General features: G+C 43.8%; 13 protein-coding genes and 1 riboswitch. Of the genes, 8 read left to right on the forward strand and 5 right to left on the reverse strand.

Features of this window, described 5'->3' with window-relative positions:
* The first annotated feature begins 106 nt into the window (after positions 1-106).
* On the forward strand, positions 107-1,273 hold the full coding sequence (locus ACXACN_RS16610) for an acyl-CoA dehydrogenase family protein (RefSeq protein WP_474965904.1): 1,167 nt from the start codon (positions 107-109) through the stop codon (positions 1,271-1,273).
* Positions 1,274-1,309: 36 nt separating this feature from the next.
* On the opposite strand, the gene ACXACN_RS16615 is transcribed toward ACXACN_RS16610, so the two are convergent.
* Complete coding sequence (locus ACXACN_RS16615; RefSeq protein ID WP_474965906.1) at positions 1,310-1,834, reverse strand: type 1 glutamine amidotransferase domain-containing protein; 525 nt, start codon at positions 1,832-1,834, stop codon at positions 1,310-1,312.
* Positions 1,835-1,879: 45 nt separating this feature from the next.
* Entirely contained in the window at positions 1,880-2,266 is a 387-nt protein-coding gene (locus tag ACXACN_RS16620) for a DoxX family protein (RefSeq protein ID WP_474965908.1), read from the reverse strand.
* A 460-nt stretch (positions 2,267-2,726) separates the two neighbouring features.
* Here ACXACN_RS16620 and ACXACN_RS16625 point away from each other — a divergent pair, with 460 nt between their 5' ends.
* Complete coding sequence (locus ACXACN_RS16625; RefSeq protein WP_474965909.1) at positions 2,727-3,629, forward strand: DUF1002 domain-containing protein; 903 nt, start codon at positions 2,727-2,729, stop codon at positions 3,627-3,629.
* Positions 3,630-3,737: 108 nt separating this feature from the next.
* Here the strand turns inward: ACXACN_RS16625 and ACXACN_RS16630 are convergent, their stop codons facing one another.
* Positions 3,738-4,316 (reverse strand): SCO family protein, encoded by a 579-nt coding sequence (locus ACXACN_RS16630; protein WP_474965911.1) that lies wholly within the window; start codon positions 4,314-4,316, stop codon positions 3,738-3,740.
* Positions 4,317-4,472: 156 nt separating this feature from the next.
* Here ACXACN_RS16630 and ACXACN_RS16635 point away from each other — a divergent pair, with 156 nt between their 5' ends.
* A complete protein-coding gene (locus tag ACXACN_RS16635; RefSeq protein ID WP_474965912.1) occupies positions 4,473-5,237 on the forward strand; it encodes an alpha/beta fold hydrolase in 765 nt (254 codons plus the stop codon).
* Between the two features lie 33 nt (positions 5,238-5,270).
* Here ACXACN_RS16635 and ACXACN_RS16640 read toward each other — a convergent pair whose 3' ends face one another.
* Entirely contained in the window at positions 5,271-6,713 is a 1,443-nt protein-coding gene (locus ACXACN_RS16640) for a hypothetical protein (RefSeq protein WP_474965914.1), read from the reverse strand.
* Positions 6,714-7,618: 905 nt separating this feature from the next.
* A complete protein-coding gene (locus tag ACXACN_RS16645; protein WP_474965915.1) occupies positions 7,619-7,789 on the reverse strand; it encodes a hypothetical protein in 171 nt (56 codons plus the stop codon).
* 114 nt (positions 7,790-7,903) lie between these two features.
* Between ACXACN_RS16645 and ACXACN_RS16650 the strand changes: the two genes are divergently transcribed.
* The 5 genes from ACXACN_RS16650 (at position 7,904) to ACXACN_RS16670 (ending at position 16,235) form a co-directional block, all read left to right on the forward strand.
* The gene (locus ACXACN_RS16650; RefSeq protein WP_474965917.1) at positions 7,904-10,078 is read left to right on the forward strand and encodes a sensor domain-containing protein; all 2,175 of its coding nucleotides are present in this window, start codon (positions 7,904-7,906) and stop codon (positions 10,076-10,078) included.
* Between the two features lie 118 nt (positions 10,079-10,196).
* Positions 10,197-10,796: an NUDIX hydrolase gene (locus ACXACN_RS16655; RefSeq protein ID WP_474965918.1), complete on the forward strand. Its 600-nt coding sequence runs from the start codon at positions 10,197-10,199 to the stop codon at positions 10,794-10,796.
* A 58-nt stretch (positions 10,797-10,854) separates the two neighbouring features.
* Complete coding sequence (locus ACXACN_RS16660) at positions 10,855-12,000, forward strand: trans-sulfuration enzyme family protein (protein ID WP_474965920.1); 1,146 nt, start codon at positions 10,855-10,857, stop codon at positions 11,998-12,000.
* A gap of 73 nt (positions 12,001-12,073) precedes the next feature.
* Positions 12,074-12,184, forward strand: a riboswitch (SAM riboswitch).
* Between the two features lie 137 nt (positions 12,185-12,321).
* Positions 12,322-14,100 (forward strand): PLP-dependent aspartate aminotransferase family protein, encoded by a 1,779-nt coding sequence (locus tag ACXACN_RS16665; RefSeq protein ID WP_474965922.1) that lies wholly within the window; start codon positions 12,322-12,324, stop codon positions 14,098-14,100.
* 896 nt (positions 14,101-14,996) lie between these two features.
* Positions 14,997-16,235 carry a dicarboxylate/amino acid:cation symporter gene (locus tag ACXACN_RS16670; RefSeq protein ID WP_474965923.1) on the forward strand — a complete coding sequence of 413 codons (1,239 nt, stop codon included), beginning with the start codon at positions 14,997-14,999 and terminating at the stop codon, positions 16,233-16,235.
* Positions 16,236-16,241 lie beyond the last annotated feature (6 nt).

The raw sequence follows: 16,241 nt of genomic DNA on the forward strand, positions 1-16,241 counted from the left end.
TACATAGGGTATGTTGTAAGGGAATGATTGAGACAAGCATGGCATTGGCTTCATCCCGAGTTGTCAGGTATGATTTAATTATAATTAGGAATCGGGAGTGGTGAATTTGGCAGGTGTATGGGAACGTTTGATAAAAAACGATCGACAGCAGGAATTGTTTGAAAAAGCAGATCGCATTGCTGCAGAGGCTCGCAGCCATAGGGAAGAAACGGATCGTGACGCATCTTTCTCTTATGAAACACTAAAAGTGATCAAAGAAGTGAAATACCCATCGATGTCTTTACCGAAATCTGAGGGTGGGGACGGATTATCTTTATATGAATTCTTACTCATGCAGGAAAAAATTGCGGAAGGTGATGGAGCGGTCGCATTATCAATCGGATGGCACATGGGGATCATGATGGAACTTGCTCAGGAACAATTATGGGACAAAGAGTCGTATGATCGCCTTGTGAATGAAGTGGTTTCCGAGCAAAAAGTGGTAAATAGAGCAGCTACTGAGCCTGCAACCGGGAGTCCGACGCGTGGAGGGATACCGGAAACCAAAGCGACTCGTCGTGGAGATCAATACATTTTAAATGGAAGAAAGTCATTTACTTCTATGGCTGAGCATTTGGATTATTATATTGTTTCTGCCTATGTAGAAGACCAGGATACCGTCGGTTGGTTTTTAATTGACCGTCATCAGCCAGGGGTATCTGTTGATAAAACATGGGACACACTCGGGATGAGAGGGACGGCAAGTGATGACCTTGTGATGGAAGACGTAGAGCTTCAAGAATCCGATCTTGTTGAATTGAAGAAGGGAAGTAAACCTTCGGCCAAAGGATGGCTGTTGCATATTCCTGCCTGTTATTTAGGAATTGCTGTGGCCGCTCGCAATGATGCCATTGCTTTTGCAAAGGACTTTCAACCGAATAGTCTGGATACGCCTATATCTGAGGTCGCTCACATTCAAGATAAGATAGGGGAAATGGAGTGGAAGCTGCTCCAAGCCCACTCTTTCTTATATTCCATTGCTGGAAAATGGGATGAAGAACCGGAGCAACGGGAGTATATGGGGGCAGAGCTTGCTGCCGTCAAGCTCGCTGTCACGAATACAGCAAATGAAGTCGTCGATCTAGCGATGCGTATTGCGGGTGGTCGGGGTCTATCGAAAACCTATGCTTTTGAAAAATATTACCGTGATGTACGGGCAGGTTTGCATAACCCTCCAATGGATGATGCGGTTGTTTCGATGCTTGCTAAGCAAGCGATTGCGGAAGAAGAATAAAAAAACCAGAGCGTTTAACGCTCTGGTTTTCGTTTATTATTGATCTGCGAGTAAGTCTGCGAATGCTTTAGCGTATGGAGGCAAGTCAGGTGGACGACGGGCAGAAACGATATGTTCGTCCAGGACGACCGCTTCATCGACCCATTCCGCACCCGCATTCATCATGTCATCTTTAATTCCTGGTGTGCTGGTCACTTTGCGACCTTTCAGGATATCGGCTGAAATCAGCACCCAGCCCGCATGACAAATTTGACCGATTGGTTTGCGTTCATTGTTCATGTGTTGAACCATTTGAATGACTTTATCATAACGGCGGAGTTTATCTGGAGACCATCCCCCTGGAACGAGAATCCCGTCATAGTCGGACGGATCGATGTCCTCAAATGCAAAATCAGCTGTCGCAGGAACGCCATACTTTCCAGGATGTTCTTCATCCGCTTTTTCACCCACGAGATGAACGGTTGCCCCTTCCTCTTGAAGGCGGAGAACCGGGTACCAAAGTTCAAGATCTTCGAAATCTTTACTGACCAATTGGATGACTTTCTTTCCTTCTAATCGCATATACAACCTCCTTGTCCTTTTCACTATCCCCATTTTATCAGATGGTTACACCTCTTTCGAATTTTTAGAAACGATGAGCACCCACCAAATAAGCAAAGGTTGGAAGAGGATACGGATCCATAAAGCCGTCTGGTTTGTTTCATCACTCCATGGAGCTGGGATGCCATAAATGGCTGCATAAAAATTTGCAGGCCAAACGATGAATAAAAAAGCCGCCGTAGCGAACCCGGCCGCTCTTCGAGTCTGAGGGAAGACGAGGAGGAGAGCCAGAAGCCATTCCGTAATTCCAGTTACATATACAATAATTAATTTAAGCGGCACCCAGGAGGGGAGCATCCGTGCAAAACCGTGGTCATACATGAAGTGGGTGATTCCTGCGTAAAACAGAGCCACAGCAAATACATAAAGTCCGATTTGACGTGCAATCTTCATAACATCGTCCATCCTTTCTTTCAATTATCTATCCTATAAAACAGTTCCATAAAAGCTCCCTTTTCTTGGAGACTTAGTTTCGAGACGTTTGATGAGCGAGTTGGGCTGGAGCGCGGTGAGCCTCCTCAGGCTAACGTCTTGCGGGGTCTCACCAAACACATGAGTTACTCGAAACTACTTCCAGAATAAGCAGCTTCCCAACCACCCCTAACGCTCTACTTAGCAACGAACCACTCAAAGTCTAAAAATCGAGCCTTCTGCAATCTAGCTATATTATTTAGATAACTTTTATGATGTTCATATAAAGCCTATCGTAAAGAAATGTTTTGTTTAGTTTGAAACTTTTTCTCTCCCTCGTACGTCTATTATGACAACCCGTGCATCTATGCATCGGGTATAATAGATGGGAGGTTCCGCATAACGTAAGGGGAATCTACCATTTTCACAAGGGGTCGAGAACATGAAAACACGTGTCAGTCTATGGATGTTGATCGTCGTTTTGTTTACAGCTTTCGCTTTGCCTTCAAGCATCTCAGCATCGACAGGGGATCAGGGCATCAACGAAAAGTTAGGTCTGCCGATTGTTGTTTATGGAGAAGCTTTGTCTGAAGCACAAAAAGATGACGTAACCGAGCTGCTCGAAGTGAATCAGCATGACCAGGTCGATGAATTTGTTGTAAATGGCCAGGATCTAGCCAACTATATCGGGGGAAACCCGAATTCGAATATGTATTCTTCTGTCAAAATCATTCATCAGGATAATGGAGAAGGCTTGAACATTGAAATCGTAACACCAGATAACATAACACAGGTGACGAAAGAAATGTACACAAATGCATTGTTGACGGCTGGTGTGGAGAATGCGGATGTGCTGGTCGCTTCCTCAGTAAAGGTCAGTGGTCACTCTGCGCTTACGGGCATCTATAAAGCTTACGATGCAAAAGGCGTGAAGCTGGATGAAGAACGGATGAAGGTAGCAAGTGATGAGCTTGATATCGCAACAGATATCGCCGAGGAGGAAGGGATCGACCGGGATAAGATCAGTGAATTGCTGACCGAAATCAAGAAGCAAATTGCTGAGCAGGACCCAGTGACAAGGGAAGAAGTGGAGCAGATCGTACAAGATCAACTTCAATCCTTGAACATTGAATTGAGTGAAGAAGACCGCCAGCGTTTGGTCGACTTATTTGAACAGATGCGCAACTTGAACATCAACTTTGATCAAGTTCAAAAACAATTGGAAGACCTGACGGGCAATATCCAGGACTTAATCAATGACGATGGGTTTTGGAACAGTTTGCGGAATGCCGTTCAAGATTTCTTTAAATCCTTAAGTAATTTTATCAACTCACTATTCAACTAGATAGCTTCTGCCTTAGTTTTGCCGCCCCAGTCATCTTTATTTGGATGGACTGGGGTGTTTTTTCTTCTAAAAGAACCTCCCGCTCCTTATATGGAGGGGAGGTTCTCTTTAATTGGCGATGGTTTTGGTGTCTTCAATTATTTGTTCAAAAGGGACTTCTGTGTCACCTTTATATTTTTTTACGACCATGCCTTCTTCATTGATTAGGTAAAATGCTGTTCCATGAATAACCTGATCATTGCCTTCCGTTTTTACTGCAGAAGTCTTAAAGCTTTCTTGAGCGAAATTAGATATCTCTTCCTGTGTATATTCGGTGATGAATGACCAGTTGCTGTGATCAACTCCATATTTTTCACCAAACTCTTTTAAAACTTCGGGAGAATCCACAGTCGGGTCTACGCTGAAGGATACAATTTCAACATCGATACCTTCTTCTTTCAACTGCTCTTGAACTTTGACCATGTTCCTTGTCATTGGCGGGCAAACTGTGTTGCAGTTAGTAAAGATAAAGTTTGCGAGCCAAACTTCTCCGTCCATCTCATCCGTAGAAAAGCTTTCCTCCGCTTGTGTGGTTCCTTCAAAGGATTGAACTTCCCAATCCAGCGTATTCTCTAATTCATTCGATCCGCAAGCAGTCAGGAAAATGACTGTACATGCGAATAAGCTAAGTAATAGAAAGCGTTTCATTTTGTTTCCCCTTCCGGACATTATGATACAGGTCTAGTTTACGCCTGCATGAAAGTAAGGTCAATCGAACCTTAATATATTCGTTAAATGGACATAATTTCAGTCCTTCTGGGAATGCTAAGGTTCCATGAATATCGGTTAGGGGATGAAGAGCGAATGCCTTATTTTACAGAAAAATCAGGGGCACAATTGTTTTATGACGATCGAGGAAATGGGGAAGCCTTTGTTTTTATTCATCCTCCTGGGATGGGGAGGAAAGTATTCAAAATGCAGCATTCCCTTGCAAGAGAGTTTCGTGTTATTTTTCCAGACCTCAGTGGAAACGGAGATTCTGAAGTAATTTCTCATGCGCCTGATGTATCGATGTACGCAAGGGAAGTCGTTCAGCTTATCGATCATTTGAACCTCGATCAAATCGTGGTTGTCGGCTATTCTTGCGGAGGGATGATTGCTCAGGAATTTGCACTTACCTTCCCTGAACGGACGAAGGCGGTCATTCTTGCGGGCGGTTTCCCTAAGGTTGCTACAGGAGGACTCCGGTTTGAATTTCAAGGTGGGATGTACTGGGTGGATAAAAGCCCGGAGACGCTCGCCAAGTTACTCAGCCATTCCCATTTTAAAGATGACGAAATTAAACGTGAATTGAATGAACACATGGCGAAGTCCGACCCGGAATGTTGGTACACCTATTACAACCGTGCTCTTTCTTTTGATTGCAGTGGGCGATTGAGTAGGCTGACTCAACCGCTTTTGCTCGTGTACGGCAATAAAGAATTCTGGATCAATGAGCATTCCCAATACTATCGTGTATGTCCCCATGTAAAAATGGAAGTGATTGAACATGCTTACCACCAAACGCCCGCTACTCATTATGACCGTTTCAATGAAGCCTTGATTCGTTTTGTTCACGAAGAAATATAAAAAAGCAGAGGAGCAATCATCCTCTGCTTTTCCCTATTTGTTCAAGTCAAAGGTATGACTCAATTGATGAGCGTATACCATTTTCTTTACAGTAACGGTGATTTCCTCAGCGTCTTGTAATGCTGGAAACTGGAAGTGGATGTCCCCTCTCTTCCCGTGCCCCCAAATAGTAGCTTCTGTCGTCTTCCCTTCATTCGTTTCAACTTTTACATGGTTCTCCCGATTTTCAGGGAGTCGATTCAAGGGTGCCAATTGAGCCCCAACCAATTTTTCTTCTTGATCGGCTTCATGAGGTTCATACGTCAGCTGAAGATTCATATTGGTCCTTGAAAATGACTCGACCTGCTCAAGAATGATATCGGTGTTGTAGGCTTCTCCCACTTTTTTATCTAAAACTACTGATTCATTTAGATGGTTCTTAAATGTGGACATATCAACGGTGAACGAATAGGGCGTATCGTCTTGGATATGAAGAGACTGAAGTTCAAGGCTGATGTCTCCTGCAACTTGGTCTGATGGTGGTTGAAACCAAGCTTCATACACATCTTTTTCTTCTGTCTCATTTAGATAAAAGACCACAGGGTGATCAGGTCCTTCCTCAGTTTTCACAATCGCATGTACGGACTGGCCAATTTCTTTTCCTTCTGCCTTCACCTTCATTTTTACATAGCTTGAGGCAACACCGATGTTGACGGACTTCGGTTCCACTGTCACTAGATCGTCAGCATACACTTCATCTGTTGTATAACTTTCAAGCACATGTTCGTCTAGGTCGTGGACATAACGGATAGGCATTCCCTCGGTTTCAATCGTACGATGGTCAATTCGCAGGTTGAAAGAGGTTAAATATTCTTCGTCATAGTCCTTAATATCGTTTGGGTGAAAACTGTATCCCCATTCATCCGTAATAGGAGGAAGCTGAATGACACTGTACACTCGATTTTCATAAACCACGGTATCGCGTCGGTGAAGAGGCTGCGAATGGTGCTGGAACGATTGTTTGTTTTTCTCATCCAAGGATTCAATGTTTATGCTCTCTACAGATGGAGATTGAATGAGGTATTTGTTGTCATCACCTTCCTCCTTTTTTCTCGTTAACGCAGAAAGGTCGATGCTGTACAAAACATGGATGGTTGTACCGCTGTGCCAAACCTCATTGATTTGCATTCGTCCATCTTTATCAGGGATCGGAGTCGATTCCTGCGGACGAACGGTTAAGTTCTTTTCCCTGGCAAGTGATAAACCATGGATTTGTTTTTCATAAAACTCATTCACCTGATCGAATGTATCGACTTCACGCCACTGGATAGGGAATTCTTCAAGGTCTACTGATTTTGCTTTTCTCATCGGTTTTGTATCTGGATTAAGAGCTAGCTTTTCTTCACTGCTACCCGTGAAAAAGTAAGCCCCTATGGCAAAAACAATCATTGAAACCACAATTAATATCGACTTTTTCTTATTGGTGCCTTTCTTCATATGTCAATAACCCTTTCTTTTTGTTGAAAATCTCGAATACGTTTTACGCATAAGCTCCCTTTTCTTGAAGACTCAGTTTCAAGACTTTTGTTGAGTGGATGGGGGCTGCGGGGAATAGCTCGCTTTCCGCGGGAACACGGTGAGCCTCCTCGGACTGCGTCCTGTGGGGTCTCACACTGCACTTTTTTCCCTCTTCGATATCCGGTTTCGGCGCCTAGCGGCTAGTGAGACTTCCCTCGCTTCTGTACGATAAGTCAACATCGAATCACTACGTTCTTCGTGTTTCCTTTATCTCCGCCAGCTCAGTCCAGTCCATACGCCGCTAACCAAGGCGCCTGCACACTTAAGATAGGAGTCTCGCCATTCCCCTCAGCCCCTCAGCCATATAAGTATCTCGAAACTACTTCCAGAATAAGCAGCTTTCCAGCGAAATGGAAGTTGGCGAATCCAATTACAAACAAGCAGTCATCTGTATTATAAAGCTTGCTATGAAGCGTTTTTTAATTGGATAGCAGTGTTAATGGAAAACGCTCTATTCGTATAGGTGGGTTCGTTTTTCTCATCTCTCATATGGGGTGGTTGGGAAGCTGCGAGACTCCCGCGGGAATGGATTGGCTAGCGAGACCCCGCAGAGCTTTAGCTCGAGGAGGCTTGCCGTCATCCCCGCAGGAAAGCGAGTTGCTTCCCAGCCACCCCTGACGCCTCCCTCGGCAAACGAACCCCGAAAGCATCTCGAATCTGAGTCTTCAAAATTCCTGCCATATTCTTCAATTGACTCTATATATAATCACAACGTTTTAAATTCTTGTAAAAATTTGTAGGTGTTCCATTCATAGGATAACAGAATTTTCGGTCATTTAGGGAGGAGGAACAAAAAAAGTGATCTCGATATCGAGATCACTTTCTTAATCTTCATCGTCTGAATAGTGGTGATAGAGGGCTTCGCTTTCAGAGTGAACTTCTGAATCATCCGCCTGGTGAGAAAAGGATTGGTTATAGCTTAACTTTCGGTTAAATACTTGTGCCATTTCATTGGTGGGCTCAACCTTCCCTCGTCTTTGCTTTTTCTGTTTCATAAGTACTTCCTCCTTTTTGGGTAGTTTTCCTCGTGAAAAAAGGATTAAACTTTAGTTGTAATTTTCCGATATCTAGGTAGAGGGAAATTAAAAAATTTGGAGTAGGTGAACGGAATGGCTCGAATCATTGAACATCCCTGGGACACACTCAAGCAGCTTTCCATCCCTATGTGGTTCTTTGATATTGAAGAAGAGAACATCTATGTGACTGAACGTTTAAAGAATCAATGGAAGCTGAATTCAACCGTTTTAAAATGTCAGGATGTCATGCGGTTCATACATAAGGATGACTGGGGATATGTGCACCATCATGAGATGACGAACGAGAATCGTCATTTTTTTTATTTAAATTACCGTCTTTTGGTCAATGGGGAATATGAATGGAAAAAGGATCTCGTCACGCCATTTTTTAATGAGAATGGGGAGAGGATTGGATATACAGGGATGGGTGATCCTGCTTACATTGATGAATTGGATCGGATAAAAAAAGCGATTGTGGAAATCGGGGATGCTTTCCTTTCTTATAAAGGACAGGAGTTCTTTGATTTTCTTGTTGGGTATTTATCTTCGGTTCTTGGTGTAGACACCGTGCTGGTTGGAGAATTGACTGGAGTAGCTAAAGATGAATTGACAGCTATATCCCTCTCTCACAAAGGAAAAATTAGTTCGGGGCTGCACTATCCGTTAAAAGGAACGCCTTGTGAGAGAGTAACGATGAATCGTGAATGTTTTTATCCGAAAGGTGTAGGGGAACTTTTCCCTGAAGACCTCACAATCAAGGACTATGAGGTGGAGAGTTATTTAGGGAAGGCTTTGCATAACTCAGATGGTGAAGTGATAGGGATCCTTGCGATTATGGATAACCGGGCACAGACGAGTGGCCCTCTGAGCAAGGCTCTTTTTCAGATATTTGTCGATCGGACAGCGAATGAGCTTTCTCGCATGCAAGCGGAGAAGAAACTGGAGATGCTCTCACAGTACGACCCTTTGACAGGGCTCGTTACCCGCAGCTATCTGGCAGGAATCCTTGAAGATGAAAATCAGTCTGTCAATGAAAAAGAAAACAATAGGGCTCTCTTGCTTATTGATATTGATAATTTCAAGATGATCAATGATTCTTGGGGGCATACCAAAGGCGATGAGCTGCTTCGTCAGTTTTCCCGTTACTTGAGGCAGACATTCGCTCAGCGTGATGCGGTAATTTCCAGAATCAGCAGTGATGAATTTATTGTCCTTCTCAAGGATGTCCAAAGCATGGAAGAATTAATTGCAGTCAGTGACCATGTTATTCATTCGATGCGACGCCCTTTCCTAATTGGAGAAAAAGAGTTCTATAATACCGTGAGTATCGGTGTCACGTTCACACCCGCTTACCTGCGGGATTATTATGATGGGGAAACGCTTCTTAGAAATGCAGATGCTGCGATGCATCAAGCGAAAAGAAGCGGAAAGAACCGCTATGCGGTTTATGAAGAAAAGATGAGTCAACAAATGAGAGAAGAGCTCCACTTGAAACAATCTCTTCACCATGCTCTTGATAAACATCAGTTTGAGCTCTATTATCAACCTCAAGTGTGCGGGAGAACATCTCGGGTAATCGGATATGAATCCCTCATCCGCTGGAACCATCCGGATTACGGTTTGTTATCTCCGCATTATTTCATCCGCCTTGCTGAAGAAACGGGGATGATCATAGACATCGGGGAATGGGTATTAAATGAAGCTTGTCAGCAAACCAAAAGATGGCAGGTGGAAAGTGAAAGAACCGATATGAAGGTATCGGTGAACTTGTCTGCCCATCAGTTCAAAGATGTGAATCTTACAAAAAAAGTACTCAAAGCACTCGATTATTCAGGGCTCACTCCTGAAAGTTTAATTATTGAAATTACGGAAACGATGGTTCTTCAAGATTTCGGTCGCACCACAGACACGTTGAACCGTTTACGGGCAAAAGGAGTAAAAGTTCATCTGGATGATTTTGGGGTCGGTTTTTCTTCCCTTAGTTATTTGAATCGATTGCCGGTTGATGCGATAAAAATTGATCGGTCGTTCATCAATCAAATTAATGATCGTGAGGAAGAAGTACCGATCGTTAATGCCATCATCAGTATGGCGAAGAGTCTTCATCTTCAAGTAATTGCTGAAGGTGTGGAAACAAGTGATCATATTGCCTACTTAAAACGAAAAGGCTGTTATGAATATCAAGGGTACTACTTCAGTAAACCTGTGCCGGCTGATTGTGTAATCGACTTTATTCAAGGATTTTCAGATACCACTCAAGGCCTTTAACTTCTTTAAGGGGGCAACATGCTCAGAATAACATGCTCTGAGCTCTTTTCGTTTTGTGTGAAGAGCGTTTATTCTAGAGCAGAAGAGGGTTAAATTAGGAAAGAGAAAGGGGAGCCTTATGGAAGAGTGGTTAACAATTTTTGATGAAAAGGAGCAGCCAATCGGAATAAAAGAAAGAAACAAAGTCCACCTGGATGGGGATTGGCATGAAACGTTTCATTGTTGGATGTTCGCAAATAAAGGTGACACTACCCATGTACTGCTTCAGCAAAGAGCTGATCACAAGGAGGATTTCCCGAGTTTGTTTGATATTACCGCTGCTGGACATATGGAAGCAGGGGAAGATGTGCTTCTGGCTGGTGTCCGTGAAATCAGGGAAGAAGTCGGTTTGACGGTTCTGCCTGAAGAGTTCATCCATCAGGGTAATTTTAAAGAACAATTACAGGATGGGGCTACTATAGACCGAGAGATTTGTCGTATTTACTTCCTTCCGTGGACAGATGACATGACTTTTACGATTGGTGAAGAGGTGGAGGACATCGTTTCTGTGTCACTGAATGATTTGGTAAGTGTGATGAATCAAAGATGCGGGGCGATAGGGGTTTCAATTCTTAACGGTAAAGAAAAAGAAGTGACATGTAAAAACCTTGTCCCACATGAAAATGGTTATTTTCGTTACATCCTGCAAGCGATCCGTGAATATGTCGCAAAACTTTGACAATATTCCTCGTTGTTCTATATAATTTTGCATTAAGTGAACAGAGAGGAGACGAACGATGACGAATGCATCTTTTGATACAAAAATAGTCCATCATAAGACGGATCAAAGTCTTGTCCCAAATAGCAAGAGTACACCGATTTATCAGACATCCGCTTTTACATTCAAAGATTTGGACCATTTAGAAAGTTATTATGAGGGAGACAGCCCTTATTTATATACGCGAGAGCGGAACCCTAATACAGATGAACTTGCAGGAACGGTTGCAGAACTGGAAGAAGCGCCAGCCGGAGTAGCGTCTTCATCTGGTATGTCCGCCATCCTTGCCGGTATTCTCGCTGTTGCAAAACCAGGAGATCATATTGTTGCAGCAGAAGATGTATATGGAGGTTCACACAAGCTGATCACAAAAGAGCTCCCCACCTTTGGCATTGAAGTTACGATGGTTTCTTTTCAAAATCTGGACGATGTTTCGAATGCGATCACGGACCAAACAAAGCTCCTTTATACTGAATCGATTTCGAATCCCTTCCTGCGGGTTGAGGATTTAGAGGGGTTAGTCGCTCTTGCTCGTGAGAACAATGTGAAAACAATGGTTGATAATACATTCGCCACTCCATACTTATTGCAGCCGTACAAACATGGCGTCGATCTCGTTGTACACAGTGGCACGAAGTACATCGGAGGACACAGTGACGTGACGTGCGGGGTGCTAGTCGGAAATGAGGATTTGATTCAAGCAGCGACCCAAAAGGTTGTCACGTTTGGTGCGAATCTCAGTCCGTTTGAAGCCTGGCTTACTCAACGAGGAGCCAAAACTTTAGGTCTTAGGATGAAGAAACAATCCTACAATGCAAAGCAGGTAGCTAAAGCTCTTGGTGATCATGATACGGTTCGTGCCGTCTATTATCCTGAGCGGGTATCGGAAAGAGGAAACGGGGCCATTGTTACCATTGAGCTTGAAGATTCCGTTGATATAGAGGCTTTTTTCCGGTCTCTTGGATGGATAAAAATTGCTCCTACGTTAGCGGGGGTAGAGACAACGGTTTCGTACCCTGTCCGTACCTCTCACCGCGCGTTATCAGACACTGAACGTGAGAAAATCGGCATCAATAACTATGTCATCCGCTTGTCGATTGGAATCGAAGATCATGAAGATATCATTAAACAGCTGGCAAGAGCAATCGCAGGTTCCGAATATTAAATTTTCTAAAATAATTGACTTTTCTGATTGTTATTCGTTATAATTCTCAACATAATCATTCAACTGCATACATCTCTTATCAAGAGAGGCTGAGGGAATAGGCCCTGTGAAGCCCGGCAACCTTCAAACATCGGTTTGAAAAGGTGCCAAGTCCTACAGATCACATGGATCTGGCAGATAAGAGGAGGAACCGAAATGACAAACCCTCTTCTTATTTGGAAGAGGGTTTTTTGCTGTTCGAAAAAAGGTTCAGTGACGTTTCATACGTATAATGCCTACTATGCCAATAAGGTTGGAGTACTTTTTAAGGAGGAAATAATCATGACGAATTCTTTTGAAAGCTATGATGTCGATACAATTTCTTTGCACGGAGGACAGTCGCCCGATCCGACGACAGGATCACGAGCTGTCCCCATTTACCAAACGACTTCTTACGTTTTTCACGACACCGAACACGCCCAGAGCCTTTTTGCTCTTGATGAGCCTGGGAATATCTATTCCCGTATCGGTAATCCGACCGTCGATGTTTTTGAAAAAAGAATGGCCCTCCTGGAAGGCGGAGTGGCTTCTGTTGCAACGGCTTCCGGGATGTCAGCCATCGCTCTGTCCATTCTGAACATCGCAGGTTCTGGAGATGAAATCGTTGCTGCAGCGAACCTTTATGGAGGGACTTATAATTTGTTCGCTAACACTTTACCGCAATATGGCATTAAAGTTCGCTTTGTTGACCCTGAGGACCCGGAAAATTTCCGCAAAGCCATCACGGATCAAACCAAAGCGGTTTTCGCAGAAACGATTGGAAACCCAAGCCTTCATGTACTGGATATTGAAAAGGTAGCGGCTGTGGCTCATGAACACGGGATACCCCTTCTCATCGACAATACATTCGCAACTCCATATACATGCCGTCCCATAGAGCATGGGGCTGATATCGTTATCCATTCCGCTACAAAATGGATCGGAGGCCATGGGACAGCAATCGGAGGAGTCGTTGTAGACGGGGGACAATTCAATTGGGGAAACGGCAAGTACCCGGTTTTCACAGAGCCTGATGACAGTTATAACGGGATTGTTTATACCGCTGACTTTGGAACGCTCGCTTATATTACGAAACTGCGTGTTCAGTTGCTTCGTGACTTTGGTTCCTGCTTGAGTCCTCAAAATGCATTCTTGTTATTACAAGGGCTGGAGACGTTGCATTTGCGTGTTGCTCGTCATGGAGACAATGCTCAGGAAATTGCGGAGTACTTACAAGGTCATCCTGATGTGGAATGGGTGGCATATCCAGGGTTGTCCTCACATCCAGCTCACAAGCTGGCAAATCAATACCTTGAAGGAGGCTACGGATCCATCGTTAACTTTGGCATCAAGGGCGGAAGGGAAGCGGGTAGAAAAGTGATCAATCATATCTCCCTTTGGTCCCATGTAGCTAACGTAGGAGATGCGAAATCATTGATCATTCACCCCGCTTCCACCACGCACCAGCAATTGTCTATTGAAGAACTTGCTGCAAGTGGAGTGACGGAAGAATTAATTCGTCTATCTATAGGACTTGAATCGAGCAAAGATTTGATCAATGATCTTGATCGTGCCATTGCGAAAGCAACTGGAAGAGAGACGGAGAAAACAGCCATCACTGAAAATGATGAGGGTGTGATCAAGTGGGCTTTGAGTTCTTCTAAAACAAAAGAAGATGGAGAGACGCGCCCTAAACGTTTAGCCGTTGTCGGATTGAGCGGAAAGCCATCACGTCCGAGCCACCGTCTTGCTCGAAAAATGCAAAGGCTCGGGTACCAAATCATCCCCGTCAATCCGAGAGAAACAGAAGTACTTGGAGAGAAGGCGTACCCAGACCTGAGATCGATTCCATTCAAAGTTGATGTCGTTCAAGTGTTCCGCAGTCCAGAAGCAGCCATTGAAATTGCGAAAGAAGCGGCAGATATCCGCCCGGATGTGTTCTGGCTGCAAGAAGGTGTCATCGCACCGAAGGCGGCCCAAATTGCAAGTGAAGCAGGACTTGAAGTCGTTCATAACCGCTGTACGTATAAAGAGGCCCAACGTTTGCGGGGGGCGATTGACACATACGCCTGTGAAATCTAATAACCCAAAAAGAGGAGGGTGGGAGTTATAGAAGGCATTCATCACTTTGAGGTTATAGTGAGGTGTTTCTGGCTGGGGATTTAGCTCACATGGATGAGGAGGGATACGTAATCTTCCAGAGCAGGAATGATGACAGGTTATCTATTTTACTGGAGAGCGGGTCGGTCCTTTTGAAGTGGAGGGCAAATTGCTTGAGCACCCGGCTATACGGGAGTTAGGGTGGTTGGAAAGCCCCACCTGGTAAGCGAAGAAATCGTGAAAGCTGTTGTTGTGGTGAATGATGGGTTTGACAAAGGAGAAGATCTTTAAGCGTTTTGGAAAAAAAGAGCTTGTCCCCCACTGCGCTCCCAAAGAAATTGAAATTATTGAAGAGCTTCCGATAACGCAGATTAGCGGAAAAGTACTGCGTTGGGAATTAAAGAAGCGGGCAAAAGTGTATTCTTAATAAAGAACGGCTGTCGCAGACGCAGCCGTTTTTTTATGCAGCAGGATAAAATTATATGCATAGACAACGGGGGTTTTAGAATATATAATATATTCTAAACATTCTAGCAATATAGAAATAACTATAATCCTCGCGGTTTCAATGGCCATTGAAAGTTGTACAACACCATCGGGGAAATACTTGTAAAAGAAACTAACAGCAAATTCTATTCAATTTTCAAACATTCTATGATATAATTTATAAAGCACATTTCCACACGCGTTGGTTGCAACCATCAATCACGAGTCTTATACTCATTCAAGATGAGGCTCAAAGGTACTCAATTTCATATTGTAAGCAAGTCTTTTTTTAATGCTCTTGGACATGACTGGGGTCATGTCGCTTTAAAGAATTTTCACTTTTTAAACAAAATAATAAGTAAGCGCATTCATAATGTTTAGGAGGTTCCTTCATGAAACTAACAACCAAGATTTTTATAGGTTTAATTCTTGGTGCTGTTGTAGGCTTAGGTCTTCATTTAGCTGCACCAGATCTGTTCAGTACGTTAGATGCTTTTGTTTTTGGTCCTTTAGGTACAGTTTTCTTAAATCTTATTAAAATGCTAGTTGTCCCGATCGTGTTTTTCTCGATCACACTAGGTACTGCTTCTCTAGGTGATCCAAAGAAATTAGGTAGAATCGGTGGAAAGACCATTGCGTTCTTCCTTGTCACAACAACAATTGCGATTAGTATCGCGATTTCACTTGCTTATCTTTTCCAACCGGGCAATATCGACATTAACCCAGCAGGTGCAGAGTATGAGGCTAAAGAAGCGCCTGGCGTCGTCGAAACATTTACAAGCATTATCCCGACGAACCCGATCCAGGCAATGACCGAAGGGAACATGCTTCAAATTATCGCCTTCGCCATCTTCATCGGTTTCGCATTAGCGATGCTTGGTAAGAAAACAGAGGGTATTTACAAACTTGTCGAACAAGGAAATGAAATCATGATGTTCCTTGTGAACTTGATTATGCGTTTTGCTCCTTATGGTGCATTCGGTCTCCTTGCTTCTGCAATTGGAACAATGGGAATCGATGGAATGAAAGGGATGGCTATGTACATGATTGTCGTCATCCTCGGTTTGATCATCCACGGAATCGTCACATACGGCTCTGCTGTTGCTTTCCTTGGAAAAATGAATCCGATTAAGTTCGTTAAAGGGTTCTTCCCTGCCATGACGGTCGGTTTCAGTACGTCCAGCAGTAGTTCAACACTGCCGATTTCCATGAAAACAGCTCAAGAGAACTTGAATGTACCGAAGCCAGTCAGTAGTTTCGTCCAGCCGTTGGGTGCTACCATCAACATGGATGGTACAGCCATCATGCAAGGTGTGGCCACGATCTTCATCGCTCAAGTGTACGGTTCTGACCTATCCTTTGCTCAACTGGTCATGGTCGTTCTTACAGCAGTCCTTGCGAGTATCGGTACCGCTGGGGTTCCTGGTGTCGGACTGATTATGCTTGCAATGGTTCTTAACCAAGTTTCCCTACCAGTTGAAGGGATCGCGTTAATTATTGGTATCGACCGACTGCTTGATATGCTGCGTACATCCTTGAACATCACAGGAGATGCTGCATGTGCGGTTGTAGTCGCTGAATCTGAAAGAAAACACGGCATTGATGAAGATGCCAAACGTATGGAAGCATAAAGCATT

Source organism: Halobacillus sp. AWM4_238 (genome assembly GCF_056158265.1).

Bases quoted from the DNA above. Each gene is read 5' to 3' on its own strand.
- ACXACN_RS16615 (WP_474965906.1), bottom strand. From the start codon at position 1,834: ATGCGATTAGAAGGAAAGAAAGTCATCCAATTGGTCAGTAAAGATTTC.
- ACXACN_RS16620 (WP_474965908.1), bottom strand. From the start codon at position 2,266: ATGAAGATTGCACGTCAAATCGGACTTTATGTATTTGCTGTGGCTCTG.
- ACXACN_RS16625 (WP_474965909.1), top strand. From the start codon at position 2,727: ATGAAAACACGTGTCAGTCTATGGATGTTGATCGTCGTTTTGTTTACA.
- ACXACN_RS16630 (WP_474965911.1), bottom strand. From the start codon at position 4,316: ATGAAACGCTTTCTATTACTTAGCTTATTCGCATGTACAGTCATTTTC.
- ACXACN_RS16635 (WP_474965912.1), top strand. From the start codon at position 4,473: ATGCCTTATTTTACAGAAAAATCAGGGGCACAATTGTTTTATGACGAT.
- ACXACN_RS16640 (WP_474965914.1), bottom strand. From the start codon at position 6,713: ATGAAGAAAGGCACCAATAAGAAAAAGTCGATATTAATTGTGGTTTCA.
- ACXACN_RS16645 (WP_474965915.1), bottom strand. From the start codon at position 7,789: ATGAAACAGAAAAAGCAAAGACGAGGGAAGGTTGAGCCCACCAATGAA.
- ACXACN_RS16650 (WP_474965917.1), top strand. From the start codon at position 7,904: ATGGCTCGAATCATTGAACATCCCTGGGACACACTCAAGCAGCTTTCC.
- ACXACN_RS16655 (WP_474965918.1), top strand. From the start codon at position 10,197: ATGGAAGAGTGGTTAACAATTTTTGATGAAAAGGAGCAGCCAATCGGA.
- ACXACN_RS16660 (WP_474965920.1), top strand. From the start codon at position 10,855: ATGACGAATGCATCTTTTGATACAAAAATAGTCCATCATAAGACGGAT.
- ACXACN_RS16665 (WP_474965922.1), top strand. From the start codon at position 12,322: ATGACGAATTCTTTTGAAAGCTATGATGTCGATACAATTTCTTTGCAC.
- ACXACN_RS16670 (WP_474965923.1), top strand. From the start codon at position 14,997: ATGAAACTAACAACCAAGATTTTTATAGGTTTAATTCTTGGTGCTGTT.